This is a genomic window from Dyadobacter luteus (assembly GCF_003383615.1).
GTDB classification, from domain to species: Bacteria; Bacteroidota; Bacteroidia; order Cytophagales; family Spirosomataceae; genus Dyadobacter; species Dyadobacter luteus.
Genome location: NZ_QNUL01000048.1, coordinates 1 through 15,687, shown reverse-complemented (window position 1 = coordinate 15,687; position 15,687 = coordinate 1). Strand labels below are relative to the sequence as shown.

The 15,687-nt window shown below is 43.7% G+C and carries 14 protein-coding genes; 6 read left to right on the top strand and 8 right to left on the bottom strand.

Annotated elements, in window-relative coordinates; translation table 11 throughout:
• The first annotated feature begins 7 nt into the window (after positions 1 to 7).
• Positions 8 to 1,438: a DUF5723 family protein gene (locus DSL64_RS28300; protein ID WP_229217262.1), complete on the top strand. Its 1,431-nt coding sequence runs from the start codon at positions 8 to 10 to the stop codon at positions 1,436 to 1,438.
• 2 nt (positions 1,439 to 1,440) lie between these two features.
• Here the strand turns inward: DSL64_RS28300 and DSL64_RS28295 are convergent, their stop codons facing one another.
• The 8 genes from DSL64_RS28295 to DSL64_RS28260 all read right to left on the bottom strand — a co-directional run bounded on the left by DSL64_RS28295 (position 1,441) and on the right by DSL64_RS28260 (position 11,504).
• Positions 1,441 to 1,755, bottom strand: a complete 315-nt coding sequence (locus DSL64_RS28295) for a DUF6787 family protein (RefSeq protein ID WP_115834338.1) — start codon at positions 1,753 to 1,755, stop codon at positions 1,441 to 1,443.
• A gap of 111 nt (positions 1,756 to 1,866) precedes the next feature.
• Complete coding sequence (locus DSL64_RS28290; protein ID WP_115834337.1) at positions 1,867 to 2,598, bottom strand: RluA family pseudouridine synthase; 732 nt, start codon at positions 2,596 to 2,598, stop codon at positions 1,867 to 1,869.
• 27 nt (positions 2,599 to 2,625) lie between these two features.
• Positions 2,626 to 3,444: a 3-methyl-2-oxobutanoate hydroxymethyltransferase gene (gene panB / locus DSL64_RS28285; RefSeq protein WP_115834336.1), complete on the bottom strand. Its 819-nt coding sequence runs from the start codon at positions 3,442 to 3,444 to the stop codon at positions 2,626 to 2,628.
• A gap of 71 nt (positions 3,445 to 3,515) precedes the next feature.
• Positions 3,516 to 4,856: a murein hydrolase activator EnvC family protein gene (locus DSL64_RS28280; RefSeq protein WP_115834335.1), complete on the bottom strand. Its 1,341-nt coding sequence runs from the start codon at positions 4,854 to 4,856 to the stop codon at positions 3,516 to 3,518.
• A 91-nt stretch (positions 4,857 to 4,947) separates the two neighbouring features.
• Complete coding sequence (gene lolB1 / locus DSL64_RS28275; RefSeq protein ID WP_229217261.1) at positions 4,948 to 5,781, bottom strand: lipoprotein insertase outer membrane protein LolB1; 834 nt, start codon at positions 5,779 to 5,781, stop codon at positions 4,948 to 4,950.
• The gene (locus DSL64_RS28270) at positions 5,771 to 7,525 is read right to left on the bottom strand and encodes a tetratricopeptide repeat protein (protein WP_115834334.1); all 1,755 of its coding nucleotides are present in this window, start codon (positions 7,523 to 7,525) and stop codon (positions 5,771 to 5,773) included. Before DSL64_RS28270 ends, lolB1 begins: the two co-directional genes overlap by 11 nt.
• A gap of 152 nt (positions 7,526 to 7,677) precedes the next feature.
• A complete protein-coding gene (locus DSL64_RS28265; protein ID WP_115834333.1) occupies positions 7,678 to 10,107 on the bottom strand; it encodes a TonB-dependent receptor plug domain-containing protein in 2,430 nt (809 codons plus the stop codon).
• A 53-nt stretch (positions 10,108 to 10,160) separates the two neighbouring features.
• The gene (locus DSL64_RS28260; protein WP_374755850.1) at positions 10,161 to 11,504 is read right to left on the bottom strand and encodes an APC family permease; all 1,344 of its coding nucleotides are present in this window, start codon (positions 11,502 to 11,504) and stop codon (positions 10,161 to 10,163) included.
• Positions 11,505 to 11,591: 87 nt separating this feature from the next.
• Here DSL64_RS28260 and DSL64_RS28255 point away from each other — a divergent pair, with 87 nt between their 5' ends.
• The 5 genes from DSL64_RS28255 to DSL64_RS28235 all read left to right on the top strand — a co-directional run bounded on the left by DSL64_RS28255 (position 11,592) and on the right by DSL64_RS28235 (position 15,594).
• Positions 11,592 to 12,764: a sensor histidine kinase gene (locus DSL64_RS28255; RefSeq protein WP_115834331.1), complete on the top strand. Its 1,173-nt coding sequence runs from the start codon at positions 11,592 to 11,594 to the stop codon at positions 12,762 to 12,764.
• Positions 12,761 to 13,456, top strand: coding sequence for a LytR/AlgR family response regulator transcription factor (locus DSL64_RS28250; RefSeq protein ID WP_115834330.1), 696 nt, complete (start codon positions 12,761 to 12,763; stop codon positions 13,454 to 13,456). Before DSL64_RS28255 ends, DSL64_RS28250 begins: the two co-directional genes overlap by 4 nt.
• A 118-nt stretch (positions 13,457 to 13,574) precedes the next feature.
• Positions 13,575 to 14,282, top strand: coding sequence for a dioxygenase family protein (locus DSL64_RS28245; RefSeq protein WP_115834329.1), 708 nt, complete (start codon positions 13,575 to 13,577; stop codon positions 14,280 to 14,282).
• 102 nt (positions 14,283 to 14,384) lie between these two features.
• Positions 14,385 to 14,900, top strand: coding sequence for a hypothetical protein (locus DSL64_RS28240; RefSeq protein ID WP_115834328.1), 516 nt, complete (start codon positions 14,385 to 14,387; stop codon positions 14,898 to 14,900).
• 4 nt (positions 14,901 to 14,904) lie between these two features.
• Positions 14,905 to 15,594, top strand: a complete 690-nt coding sequence (locus DSL64_RS28235; protein ID WP_115834327.1) for a pirin family protein — start codon at positions 14,905 to 14,907, stop codon at positions 15,592 to 15,594.
• The last annotated feature ends 93 nt before the right edge of the window (positions 15,595 to 15,687 follow it).

Below are 15,687 nucleotides of genomic sequence, written 5' to 3'. Positions count from 1 at the left end.
CACTATTTTGAAAAGAAGCATATTCACCACCGCACTATTACTTTCATTATTCTCCATTAAGTCTCACAGTCAGCAAATTAACGGATTGCAATATAGCAACTATGGCGGGCTGTATCGCGCTACTTACAATCCATCGGTTCTGGGTGGCTCCAAGCACAAATGGCAGGTCAACATCGGCTCTCTTGGTGGTAGTATCAATTATCGTTATTTCGTATTTCTGGGTAAAAATTCGTTGTTGTACCCGCTTCTCGCCCCCCACTCTACCAAAGAGCTTTACGGTCGCTCACGCACCATGGGGTCACTGACTGAAAAACCGCTATACCTGGTCAGTGAAATCCGGTGGCCATCTGTCATGTATTCTATTGATAAGCGACAAGGTATTGCACTGCAATTCCGCACAAGAGGATTTGTAACAGGGAACAATATTCCGGATCCGATCAAAAATTTGTATTTCCGCAGACTCGATACCGGCGAGGCACTACCTGCCAGCGGAGATTGGGGAAGTTTCAATATGACTCAGCAAAGTTTTTCCGATATCAGCTTTAGCTATGGATTGCAGGTAGTGGATCTTGATGCGCATAAGCTTCGACTTGGTGTGACAGGAAAGAAAATTTTTGGTGCACGCGCTGCCTTTCTCAATGCAAATATTAGCCAATACGAGCTCAGACCCGAAAATACAGATCCTGATATGAGTGAATTGGTACTTTCTAATATGACCTATGAAAGCGGATACAGCCATATTAATCAGAAAATGAGTATCGGAAATCTTTTTGATGCCGATAAATACGGTAATGGATGGGGATATGATTTGGGTTTTACTTACGAACTGGGAGCTTTCTGGAAGAATAAGGAAGAGAAATTTGATGAAAACCCACAATATATTTTACGACTGGCCGCTTCTTTAACTGACGTAGGAAGTATACGTTACAAAACAAAAGGTAGTAAAGTTGTATCGGGAAGCATGCCGGAATACGTAATGAACCAGGCTTCTATGGAAACAATCAGTGACCGCGGTCCTGAAGGATTGATGGAACTCCTTCCCTATACACAGGATACGACTTTGAGCACCACCGCACGATTACCATCTGCGCTTCATTTGGAAGCCGATGTTCAGCTTGTAAAGGGTTTTTTTATCAATCTTTCGCAGACCAAACGGCATCGGTACAGAGACAATCAGATACTGGATATTTACCAGCCTAATGTTTTTACCATCACTCCCCGCTTTGAAGACGAAGACTCTGATTTTGCTTTCCCGATTTCATTTGTTGAAGGCAACAAGCGGCCATCTGTAGGAGCTCTGGCGCATTTCGGCCCAGTATTTCTGGGATTCAGCAATATTAACGGGCTGATCAAGAAGACCGGAGCCCGGGGCAGTATGGTTTATCTTGGGTTTTCGGCCTGGAAACTGAATAGAAAGAAGGAGAAAAAGCAGAGATAAGATCAGGCTTTGGATTTACCCATTCCGAACCAGCCGCCGATACGGGAAAACATCCTTTTTTCGAACTCCCAGAAGAACGAAAACTTGCCCCATATCCAGCCCCAGCATAACAATACAACCTGATAGAGAGGCAAAATAATGATGATGTTGACAGTCCATCTGAGCCAGGAAGGAGATTCGCTGGTGAGGCCTATCAACTCAAAAAAAGCGCGTTTGATATAAAGAATAGAAAAACCCGTACAGGCGAAAACCAGCAGGATGATGAGCACATCCCAGCCGTTTTTTACATTCCATCGCTGTTTGAGTTTTTCTATCATGATTAATACGAAGTAGCTGTTAGCAATTAGCTACAAGCTGTTAGGATTGTAAGTGAAGGATTAATAGTATATTATGAAACCAAATAATATAAACTAACTTTTCACTACTACTTATTCGTAGAAGAAACCCATATGCTCAGGTTTTATTTCTTCGTTATCCAGCGTCAAAAATTCTTCCCAGAATGGGTCATTAGGTAAGCCTGCCCGGCATATTACCGGCTCCTTTTTTACAGGATGCTCAAAAAATAATCTTCTTGCGTGCAAATTGATGCTGCCGTCCGGGTTTCCTTTGGGAGCTCCATATTTCACATCACCACGAATAGGGCAACCCATTGATGCTAACTGTACACGGATCTGATGCGGCCTGCCGGTTATAGGTGATACTTCTATCAGATGGAATTTGTTAATCTCTCCCAGCCAACGATATGACAATTCGGCTTTTTGAGAACCAGGAACCTCGTAATCATGCGCTGTGGTGACATTTCTTCTTTCGTCCTTAGACAACCAATGTACCAGCTTTCCTTTCTTTACAGCAGGCTTATTTTTTACCACCGCCCAGTATGTTTTCTGAACGTCCCTTTTGCGGAAGATTTCATTCATTCTTTCCAGTGCCTTGGATGTTTTCGCAAACACTACAAGCCCGCTTACGGGGCGATCCAAACGATGCACAGTACCTAAAAATACCGCTCCCGGCTTATCGTATTCCACTTTGATATAGTCTTTTACCATATCAAGCAGACATTTATCTCCAGTGGCATCGCCCTGAACCAAAATCCCCGGTTCCTTATTGACAATGATCAGGTGATTGTCTTCGTATATAATTTGAAATGGTCTTCTGGCCATATTATTAGTTTAATACTTTTTAAAAGTTTAATAAGATTCTCCCATACTTGGAAAAGACTTACTCTTCACATCCTTAATATAATTGCCGATGGCATCATGCATGATATCATTCAGCTCTGCATATCTTCTCAGGAATCTTGGTTTGAAAGCCTTATTGATGCCCAGCAAATCATGTAAAACCAAAATCTGCCCGTCCGCTTCCGGTCCCGCACCAATACCAACCGTTGGGATACTGATACTTTCCGACACCATTTTAGTGAGTTTGGACGGAATTTTTTCTAATACGACCGAAAAACAACCTACCTCTTCAAGCATTTTGGCATCCTCCAGCAATTTCGCCGCCTCAGCGTCTTCTTTTGCTCGGACAGTATAAGTCCCGAATTTATAAATTGACTGCGGTGTAAGCCCTAAATGGCCCATTACGGGAACACCTGCGCTCAGTATACGTGTAATCGAATCTTTAATCTCCAATCCTCCTTCCAGTTTCACCGCATGAGCGCCAGACTCTTTCATGATTCTGATCGCTGAACTTAATGCTTCCCTGGAATTTCCCTGATACGAACCAAATGGCAAATCCACAACTACCAGCGCACGTTTCACAGCTCTCACAACAGATTGTGCATGGTAGATCATCTGGTCGATGGTAATCGGCAGGGTGGTCTCGTGCCCTGCCATCACATTAGAGGCCGAATCTCCAACCAATATCAGCTCAACACCGGCAGCATCCACAATTCCCGCCATTGAATAATCGTAGGCAGTGAGGCAGGAAATTTTCTCCCCCCTTGTCTTCATTTCCTGAATGACGTGGGTGGTAACACGTTTAATATCAGTTTTATGTACAGACATAACTTCTCAAAAATTAAATACAGTTCTGGTGAACTCACTCTATCACTACCAAACCGGCAGTGGCATCATTACTAGTTTCTTCCCAACCAGCTTTCAGGATTAAGCCGTGATGTATTCTTCCATATCTGGAACTGCAGTTCCGACGTTCCATCGCTGTCAGTCGCTACCCGGCCAATATTCTCACGCGCTTTCACCTTTTGTCCTGGTCTTACGCTTACGCCACTCATTTTAGCGTAAATCGTCATATAAATACCATGCTGTATCGCAACAACACTACCCATACCAGGCATCTGCGTTACATCCAGTACGACACCGTCGTACACCGAACGAACAGGATCTCCGGCAGATGTTTGAATATCAACACCCAGATTATCAACCATTACGCCTTTAAGGACAGGGTGGGGGCGCTGCCCGAAATGGCTGGAAATAAATCCTTTTACCGGCCAGGGAAGGCGTGCCTGAGAAGCCGTGAAAGAGGATGCTAATGTTGATTCCTCTTCGTTCATTCCGCCTGACGAAAACACAGGAGCTTCTTCCTTCGGCTCTTCCTTTACGGTCGCTTCACCTTTCTTTTCTCTTTCTGCATTCTCACGCGCGATGCGTTCACGTTCCGCTTTTCTTCTTGCCTCACGCTCTTCTCTTTCCTTTCTTTCCCTTTCCAATCGCTCTCTCCGCTCACGTTCTGCAATCCGGCGGATGTTTGCTTCCAAAAAGTCGTTTGCCCGTTTATTCTCAGCAATTTGCTTTCTCAACTCTACTTCCTTCTGAGACAGCTCTTTAATGACCTCATTCTGCTTTACTTTCAATCCTTCCAGTTTGGTATTTTCCGTCAGCCGGGTATCCAATACCGTTTTTTGCTGGCTTTTTTTCGAGGTAATTCTCTGGCGTTCTGCCCTGAGCTTACTTTCAAGCACTTCCATTTCTTTCACCTGCCCCTGACGCGCTTCGGTATATTGTTTCAGATACTTATACCTGTTTACAAATTGGTTGAAAGTTCCGGAGGAAAACAGAAATACCAGCTGGTTCATGTAGGCATTCCGCTTGGAAGCTTCATAGATCATGTGACCATATTCTTCCTTTAACTTTGCCAGACTAGCTGCCAGTTCCTGTTGCTTTTTTTGCAAAACACCCAATTCCTTATCCAGCAAAGCCAAATCGTCCGAAAGCAGGTCTATTTGTTTCTTATAGGTGTTAATCTGCTGATTAAGTGCCTTCAACTGACCCAGGTTGACATTCTTCTGAGAAGATGTCTGCTTAAGTATGTTCTGTATATCTCTTATTTTTCCCTGGTTCTCCGCTTTTTCTTTTTCCAATTGCTCTCTGGTTTTCTGGGCAAATGCACCAGACACTGCAAGGCACGAAAGCAACAGCACTAGAATGAAACCGCGATAGTGTGAATTAAATAGGGGCATATATCTTTTTTATCAACCTGAAATACCTTACCGGCGGACAAAGTTAAGCAGACTTACTGTTTTGCCCTATTATTTAAAATACTATATGGATTTACAGCTTGCGGGTATAGCCGGAGGGCACGCTGAACGGGAATCCCGGACTCTCCGCCTGAATATCAACCCTGGAATGTTTCAGCGTTATTTTTGTATTAGCGGGTTTTCCGTCCTGTAACGATTTCACATTGAGCATTACCAGACTTGTGAAAGGGAACAGGAGGTCATTAATTGAACGGAAATCGGTGTATTCCAAAGCGAAGGTATTGTTGGTACCATTCTCTCTCGCATTCAGTTTCGTCAGTTTCTTATTATCCTCAGCTACATAATTGTTTACTCCGATACGGCCTTTGTCCTGACTTAAAACAAAAAAATTGTCCTGTTTGGTAAAGCGATCACCTGGCTGAGCAGGGAAGGGGAGGTTACCTACAATCACCGACTGTAAAAGCGCAAAATTTAACTCAAAATTGTACTTTTTACTGAGTTGTTCGTAGGTAAAAACAAAATACTGCTTATGAAACTTATCCATGAAAACGATAGAATCCGGAGTAATCAGTCCCCGTGCAACTTCAAATCCTACACCTGTCACGGAAATCCAGATCAGGCTATCCTTTTTCATTCGGATATTGACATTGGTATTGTCAAAATTCTGCTTGTCGCTTTCGAAAGATACCTTTGACTTGGCTGTCAGGTAGTCAAAAGCTACCTCATTGATTTTCACAGGCTCCACTACCTCTGCTACCGCAATGCTATACTTTTTCGAATCCGGTTCGGTTACAGCAACAGAATCGACGATAACCTGTTTTGTATTCTTTGCTATTTTATTTTTATGACATGCCGTAAGCCACATCATGCTTGTGGCCATCAGCCACATCATCATTCTATTGTTCATGTAAAGCTCCGGTTGCAATTTTTTTATCAAGCAGTTCTGTGGTTTCTCCCATCTTTTTTGCCTTTTTCCACTGAGTTACCGCGTTGTCGCGTTCTCCCAATTTGAAAAGAACATCACCATAATGCTCAATAATAGTACCACTTACTTGTGTACTTTCTGTTGAAATAGCTTTTTCCAAGTAGGTTTTGGCCTTTTTGTAATCTTTTAAAATATAAAGAACCCAGGCGTGGGTATCCAGATAAGTAGGATTATCGGCATGCATTTGCACCAGTTTTTCCGACATCTTTAAAGCCCTGTCCATTTTTTCTTTACGCAAAGAAAGGAAGTAGCTGTAGTTGTTAAGTACATGGTCATTATCAGGATTCTCTTTCAGAGCCAACTCATAGGCTGCGTCGGATTTTTCATGGTTTCCCAAGCCATTGAATGCATCTCCGAGTTGCGCATGAATGTAGGGAATCATATCCGGCTTATCCGTAATCAGCTTCAAACTCTCTTCCAACGACGAAATGGCTTTGTTATAATCTTTCTTCATCAGATGAGCCGTTCCATTGGAATACCATAATAATCCCTGATTCGGGAATACCTCCAGTGCCAACTCCGAGTGCACCAACATGCTGTCTACCTGATTCAATTCTCCGTCCAGTTGTAACAATGCACCCCAAACTTCAAACGTTGAGCCATCCAGACGGGCAGCTTTTGCGTAAAGATCTCTTGCTTCCGCTTTCTTACCAATGCGCATCAGCTGATCAGCATAAATAATACTTGCTTTGGAATCCTTCGGATGGGTATCAGCCAATTGTTTAGCCAGCACTACAGCATCCTGAAATTCAGCTTCTGTCTTCAGCATTTTCACATATCCCGATAAAACCCTGATCTTGGGCTCTGCTTCCAGATTGGGATTGGCAAATACCAGTTTAAGCTCCCTGTTACATTTTTCAATATCTCCGTTTTTCCGGTAAATATCCGCCAGCAACACATGCGCCTGTGCTTCATCCGGATTGATCTTTAATGCCTCTTCTAATGGTATAATTGCCTCATTGGTACGGTCATTCGCAATCAGCATTTCTGCCAGTTCTATACGGTAACTCACTTCTCCCGGTTCTGCTGTAATCAGCTTTTTCGCTTCTGCCAGCGCTTTATCCAGCTTATTCTGACGTAAATAGAGCTGCTGCTTCTGATGCGTGATTTCTTCTGTAACACCTATTGATTTTTCAAGATTATCATAAGTCACAATAGCCTTGTCGTACTGATCATTGAAAACATAGATGGCGGCCAGTTCTATACCATATTGAATATTGTCGGGACTTTTAGCTACAAGTGCCTGATATATCTGCGCAGCTTCGGCATACTTGCGCTTTTTTGCCAGTAATTCACCCAGTTGTTGCGTGTAATAAATATTGTTTTTATCCAGATCGTATGCTTTGCGTGAAGCAACAACCGCATCATCCGTCCGATCCAGTTTGAGAAGCGTACGGGCAAGCATATAATATCCTGCAGCATTATTTGGCGTCTTTTCAATCAGTTTTTCAAAAATCGGAAGCGCTTTGGCAGGTTCGTCTCTCATCAGAAACTTCATCCCTTCGATCGCCATTGATTCATCCTTCAGATGCTGATCCGGTACAGTAAGCGAATCCGGCTGCGTCTGTTCACTGCCGGTTTTGTCCTGCGCGCTCGCTGTATGCCTCGCATGAATAACCAGCAGAAAGCCGATCAGGAAGAATATTTTAAAGGGTCTGGTCCTCATATCTTGTCATGATGCCCATCTGATTGCGAGCCAAACCGGGCGGTTGGTGGTAAAAAGCAAAGTTATTGTTTTTTGTTCTTTTTGTCAGGAGATATGCTGCTATAAACAAGAATAGTAACGACAAAGTTGCCCTATTCTTATTTTGACACCTGCTATTGCACAGAATAGGTTTGGCGCGATACGCCACTTCTTCCGTCTGCGCTCAATACCTCGGTACGAATGTTCATGGTAGCTACTGCATCGCTGTTGTAATAAATCAGTTTTGCCTTACCATCCTTTCCGGTCCTGACCATCGGAGCCCAAAAAACAGTTGACCTGTAATCGGGGCGGGCATCTTCTTGTCTTACAATATCATACCTGGGCATATAGAAATCCCTGGGCGTATTATAACCTGCAATTTTGGTCACTAACACACCAGGCACTACCTCGTTGGAATAGTCGTAGTTAGAATCTCCTCTTTTGGTATATACAGCAATTACCCCATTTCCACGCCGACTTCCATAAATGGCAGCAGAAGGTCCTTTCAATACGTCTATGGATTCCACATCATTGATATTGATGGAGGTCAGCATGTCCTTTTCCACAGGCATTCCATCCAGAATAAACTGAGGCTCTCCACGACTTCCCCGAATCGAAACCGTGGCGTTCATGCCTGAACCCATTACCTGCACACCAGCAACCCGTCCTGCCAATACATCCAGTATACTAAAGGCAGAAGAAGCCAGCTGCGGAGTCATTTTGATAGAGGCATCCGCATTGCTGTATAGTTTTCTGGAATCCCGTTCCGCTTCACGCTTCGCCCTGACCGTTACCTCATTCAGTAATTTTTCGCGATTAGCCCTGATCGTTTTGATAATTTCCTGATACTCCTCCGCGCGTTTTAGATAGGCCTGAAGTTGTTCAGTCTCAACGGTAACCGGATAGTAAGGGACTTTCAAAACCGTAAATGCCGGAGGCTGAAAAATATCCGCAATAAATGTCAGATTCTGGTTCCCTCTTTTATTCATTCCCTGCAACCGGGCACTCAGCGAATCGGTAAAAACCATATTATGGATTGCAAAATACCCGTTGTCAGCGGTCTCCCCGGAAAGCATGGTTTTTATGCTGTCATTCTGCAGATAAAGCGAATACATTACCTTTTCCGTAAGAGTCCGGTTACCACGTTTCACCGTTCCCGAGAGCGTAATTCCCTGTTCAATAAACTTTTGAGGTGCAGGAAGCGAGTCTTTCATTACATCCTGCCAGATAAATCTCCGCCATCCCTGTGTCATCATCAGCTGGTCAAGTGCTGTTTTTCTTTCTGAATTAGCAGGATCGAAATAAGAACCAGGTTTTTCAATAGTGCCCTTCAGGTCAGAAGTAAGCAGAAGGTAGGAGCTGATATCCTGATCATACGGTTGAGCGGCTATTTGTCCGGCATCTGTAACGGCAACGGAAAGACCTGCCTCAACAGGGTTTCCTGAAGAATCTGTAACCATGACAGACAGCTCCGTTTTTTCTCTGGTTTTGAATACTTTTTTATTGGGAGTAACCTCAACACGAAGCCTGTTGTTATGATCTATGAAAACAAGTCTCTCGGAAACCGGCCTGTGCTGCTCATCAAAAAGTGTGAGGTGGGTAATTCCTTCCGGCAAATCCTTTTTTTCAAGATTCATCCTCAAATTCCTGCTGCTCACTTTTCCATTGGCAACAAAGGTAACAACCCCACGCGTGTGACCTACGACGTGTACATTTCTCTCTTTTCCATCCTGAAAATTTTGAAAAATGAGCACCCGCATTACTCTGGAATTGGATACATTATCCACCATCAATGAATAGCCTTGCTCTGATGCCGGAGGCAGGTTAAAAGACTGCAATTCACCATTTTCCTTCCTGACATACGCAGTATATTTCACATCCTTTTCAGGTGTAAACTGGAAATTACCAAACCCGAGCGCAGAGCTTGTGAAGGAAATAATTGTGTCTTTGCGCTGATCAGCTACAAATCCACTTATTGAGGTTCCAGCGCCCTCAGAATTAACGGCTTTGAATGCTATCCTTCCTGTAATGCCAGTCAATAGCTGACCACCTTCGGGAAAAAACTGAACATCTAATCCAGCATCTGCTGAAGGCGTTTGAGCAATTTCCTGATTAAAAATGTAAATGCTTTTTTGAAAAAAATAATCCTCTGAAAAATTACGCATCCAATGGGTATAAGCCCGGATCGTATAGGCACCAGGAGTCAGGGGGGCAGCCAGCGCAATATCTCCGTGACCATTTCCTCCATCAAGCTGTACTCTTCTTAGCGCTACATTTTTCCCTGTACGCTGTTCAATCAGATCCACATATAGGAGTGCAGATGTACTATCCGCCTGATGCGTTGCGCCTTCCACGAGGTAACCTTTGAACCATAGTGTATCACCTACAGAGTAGTACGGTTTATCTAAATGCAGATATGCCTTTTCCTGAGGGTATACTGCCCGGAACTTCCGGAGTCGGGATGTAATGGTTTTGATAAAATCCTCATCCGAATGCCTGAATGCCGTACCCAGGGCACTCACCATCAACATCAGGATGAGGTAAGCTAATCTTTTATGAATCATGGCTTTCAAATCAGGTTCACAACATTATCAGCCAAAATAGTGAATTATTTCTACTATCGGTTCCATTTTCTAACCAGCAGATACAATGGATAGCTGATGACCAGAAAAAGGAGTGCAAACTGGCTGCTGGAAAGGTCTTGCACCACAGCGCTTACCAGAAACGCCAGTGATAAAATAAGCATAATGATCGGCAAAACGGGATAAGCAGGGACTTTCCACGGGCGGGGCAGGTCGGGCTCGTTTTTCCTGAGCGCAAGGAGGGAAGCAAAGCCTGAAGTATAACCCAATACAAAGAAAAATGTTGCAATATCCGACAGCTTTTCACAGGTTTCTTTACCGGTAAGAATTAGTCCGATCGCGATGCAGGAGGTAATCAGCATGGCTTGCGAAGGGGTACCACCCTTATTGACCTTCGTCCCACCTTTGAGAAACAATCCATCGCGGCTCATAGAATACAAGACTCTGGGATTGAATAACAATTGTGCATTTACAATCCCTAAAATAGATACCATCAGGAATATCGTTACGATCTTACTTGTTCCTTCCCCAAAAATCAGCCTGATGGCATCTGCCGCTGCCAGCTTCGACTGCACCAGTTGGTTCATCGGAAGAACATGCAGAATAGCCAGGTTGCAAAGCAAATAGATGATGATGATCAACAATACACCTCCGATCATGGATCGGGGCAGGTTTTTGGCCGGATCCCGGTCTTCTTCTGTAAAATAGGCAGCCGTATGCCAGCCATCATAGGTATAGAAGATTGCTTGCAAGGAGAAAACAACAGGTGCTATCCAGCTGCCTGTCTGTACGATACGGCTTGTTGTCAGTTGGGTAGCCTCAGAAGAAATGTCTTCTCCATAGATGTAACAGATAGCAACAAAAACAAACAAGCCAACACCCTTCAATACACTCATGATATTCTGAAAAGTGCTTGCCAGCGCCAACCCAAGCCAGTGAATTCCCGACAGCGAGGTCAATATCGCTGCGGCAACGTAGGCTTCATATCCTGTCAGCGAGGGAATCAATAGTGCCAGATATTCGCTCATGGTGTACACACCAAATCCCAATGCAGAACATGTTCCCAGCCAGCTGTTTATGCCCACTACGAAACCCGCGTAATTACCGAAAGCTCTTTGCGCATATACATACCAGGCTCCGGCCTTAGGGACAGATGTGCCTAGCTCAATCGTACAAAGTGTTCCCAGAAATGCGTAGAGGCTGACAATCAGCCACAAGGTCATGATCAACAGAGGAGAGCCGAGCTGCTCTGCAATAGGTCCCGGTTTACGGAGGATACCTGTTCCAATGGTTCCTCCCACAGTTACTGCCACGCCGAATCCTACACCCAGAATTTTGAAAAGTTCAGTTTTTGCTGTTGCCCGGGCCATTGAATACATCGGTTATATCTACCAAAATAGTAAAACTTTTTGTTTCTGTAAGTCATATATTCGTCTGCTATTTCGATATCATACAACCTTCCGGCTATGCCCAGACTACGAAACCATTGGCTTATTCATCTGTCAGCATGGCTTCTCTTTGCCATTTTTCCTGTCACGATTATTTCCCGTGAGCTGGATACTGCGGTAATGAGCTCTATTTTCACCTCGTTACCCTTCTGGATATTTATGTCCATTTACCTGGCAGTCTACTACGGAAATACTTTTTTTCTGATCCCCCGGCTCTTTTTTGTAAAAAAATACACCGCTTACCTAAGCATTTTTGTCGTCAGTTTTTTGCTGTTTTTTTATTTTAAACCCTTTGAAAATTTATTGTTTCAACGATTTCAGCCCGATTCAGAAAAGCATCATGCGCCAGAAGATCGTCCCGAAGCCTTCGCACCTAAGCCACCTCCTGGTTCAGCTTCTGAAATGGCAACGCATAGACCGTTTCCAGGTGACGACCCATCACACAGACCGCCACCATTAAAAGGAGCAGGGAGGAGCGACCTCCCCGCTGTTGACTATGTGAGTCTGATTCTTTTTCTGATAGTATGGGCTGTAGCCATGGCGGTTAAAATATCAGCACAATGGAGATTATCAGAACAGAAGATGATCATTTCTGAAACAGAAAAAGCAAAGGCGGAACTTTCCTTCCTCAAAGCTCAGATCAATCCGCATTTTTTGTTCAACACATTAAATAATATTTATTCACTGGCCGTTGCCAAAAGTGATCATACAGCGGACGGTATTCTTAAGCTTTCTCAGTTGCTCCGCTACATCACCGAGGAGGCTTCTGTAGATTTTGTACCTCTTCACCACGAAATTCGTTGTTTGGAGAATTATATTGATCTTCAGAGGCTCCGTTTGAACAGTAAAAGTAAGGTTCATTTCGAGATTGAGGGAAGTACTGAAAATCAGCTGATAGCGCCTTTAATTTTTATCAATTTTGTTGAAAATGCCTTCAAATATGGCATTAGTAACCGCTATGAGAATTCAATAGAAATAAAAATCCGGGCAAAGGGCCGCTCTATAGAATTCTCGTGCCGCAATCAAATCTTCGAAACCACACCTGAAACAGACCGCGAAGGGGTTGGAATTGCAAATACTGAAAAACGGTTACAGCTATTGTACCCGGGCCAGCATCAGCTGGACATCCGAAATGAAAACAGTTTTTTTGAAGTGGTGCTCAAACTAAATTCCGACCAGCTGAAAAAATGAAGTGTATTGCGATTGATGACGAACCACTGGCTTTGGAACTACTCAGAACTTATATCTCTGAAGTTCCGGAATTGAATTTGCTTCACACATTTGATGATGCGCTGGAAGGAGCTGCCTATCTGAAACTGCATGAAATAGATTTACTTTTTATTGATATTAATATGCCGGATATTTCCGGGTTGGATCTGGTGGCAGCTATTGAGAATAAACCCATGGTCATTTTCACAACCGCGCATAAGAAGTATGCACACATCGGTTTTGAATTGGAGGCAATTGATTATCTGCTCAAACCTATTTCACCGGAAAGATTTCAAAAAGCGGTGACACGCGCACAGGAACAGTTCCAATTACGCAAGCGGATAACAGAGCCCGAGTGGGAGCCATTTATGGTGCGATCGGAATATAAAATGATCCGTATTGATCCGGCACAAATTGAATACATTGAATCAATGGAAGATTATATCAAGATTTTCTTGATTGATACCAATCGACCGGTGCTCACACTCATGTCTTTGAAAACAATACTGGAAAAACTTCCGGAATCAGGTTTCAGCAGAGTACACCGCAGTTTTATTGTCGGTGAAAAACAAATTCATTCTATTGTAAATAAAAAGATCAGTTTAAAATCCGGTAAAGAAATTCCGGTCAGTGACACGTATATGAGCTTTATAGAAAAGTGGAAAAATCACTGATTCATTTTCCCATTCACCGATACAAAAGTCCTGTTTACCGGTAAACTCGGTCATCTCTGCAACAAGAAAGCCGCCTGTTTCGATAAGGTTAGTAAATACACCTTGAACACGAAAACAGATGGAACGCAAAGAATTTTTAAAGAGAGGATTTTCAGCATTGGGTTTGGCTGCAATTGTAAGTTGCTCTAACAAATCGGTTGATCCGGTGGATACAACCGAAACAGGAACCTCAACCGGGGACGGGACCTGCACCATTACTGCTACTGAAACCGAAGGTCCTTTTCCTACGAAAGTGCCGGGGAGCTACGTACTAAACGATATTACCTCTGACAGACAGGGTAATAAACTGACCATTAAGATCACCATCCAGAACAAAAACAACAGTTGCGCTGCTCTTTCCGGAGCTTTGGTAGATATCTGGCATTGCGATGCAGCTGGCAATTATTCTCAATATGGGGGCACAGGAATGCAGTCGACCAACTATCAAAGTGTGAACTTCCTGAGAGGCCGACAAACCACTGATGCCAATGGGCTGGTAACATTTACAAGTATCTATCCGGGCTGGTATTCGGGTCGTGCACCGCACATTCACGTCCACGTTTACAATGCCAGCGGGAAGTCGTTATTGGTTACCCAAATCGCATTTCCGGAAGCAACCAGCGCATTGGTTTACGCGCAAGGTGTGTACAAAAATCATGGCCAGGCAGATACTACAAATGCCCGCGACAATGTGTTCGGAGACGGCACTTCCACAGAAATGTCTACCGTAACAGGGTCTGTTTCCACAGCATTTGAACTCACACATACGATTGTAGTGAACGGGTAGGGGAGGAGTGTCAGCCGCTGGCAGTCTGTAAGTAATATTTACATGAAAAATAATAACCTTAGCGATTAGCTGTTAGCTAACCGCTAAAAGCTAATCGCTGTCATGAAATCCATTCGCTTTTGTTACCGCAAAGTCATTGATGTCAGCTCCCGGCAGGGTTGGGACAGAGCGGTCTTCGATGCCACGTATCTTGAATTTTACATGCAGGCGCAACGGCTGGATCCGGAAGGTAAGCATCCCACATTTGCCGAGCTTACAGACAATATTCCCGATGCACAGCATCTGCATTATCTCACCAGTTCTGCGGCAATAGGATACATCAGAAAGCTTGATGATGTCATTCCGGATGTCCACAGTACGCTGGGACTGCCATGCCTGCCGTTCCATGATTTTAAGTTTGAGATCCTTGCATCGCATATAGAAGATAAGGCCCAGCACCGGATCGCGATCTCTTTTTACAGCGATCCGGTGATATGGCTGGAAACGATTGGTAGCAGCATTTTAATTACAGGGCAAGACAACCACGAAAAGCTTCGTAGCGGAGAGCAGACAGAAACAGAACTCATTCCAATGAGCTCATTTTTAAGCATTTCACATTATACTAACCCTCAAAACTGAAGTCATGATCATACAAACGCCTGCTCATATATACCTGCAAAGCCAGCGTAAAGCAATAATAAACGAAGGATTTCGTAGTTATAGTACGTTTGATGAAACGAAAGTTATAGGTAATCTTATTGCATTCCATGAAGTGGAACTGGATGCCGGCCAAAGTATTGACATTAAAACCGATGTACTCACGGAAATCATTCTTGTGCCTGTTGTCGGCGGAGTGGAATTGATTTCTGCAGGTACTGATCCTATATTTCTGAGTGTAGGAGAAACCTTTCGTTTTTTTGAATTTCCGGAAAGTGATTTTAAAATAGCGAACCCCTATCCCACCGAAACAATTAGTTACCTACAGATACATATTCGCCCGGATTTAACGGAAGACGCCACTAATAATCTGTTTGACGAATTACCTGTAAACCGATTTTCGCTGGAAGATATCAATGCATTAATACCTGCATTTACTAACCTGAGCCGTTCAGTAAGTGCTGTAATCGGACAGTACAATGGAAGGGAAGAAGGTATTTATGTTCTGAACAATCCGCAGAATACAGTATTTGCATACATCATCAACGGTGCCTTTGAAGTACAGAACCGACTGCTGGAAAAAGGCGATGCACTCTCACTTTGGGAACTCGAAGAAGTAGACTTCGAAGCGCTGTCAGATGGCGCGGTGGTGCTGTTGATGGAGATTGGGGGATGAATAAAAAATGATCACAATCGAGTAGGAGGAAAATGAAAGTTTTCCTCCTTTCATTTTCCGTCCTCTCACACCACCGTGCGTACGGGCCTCGTA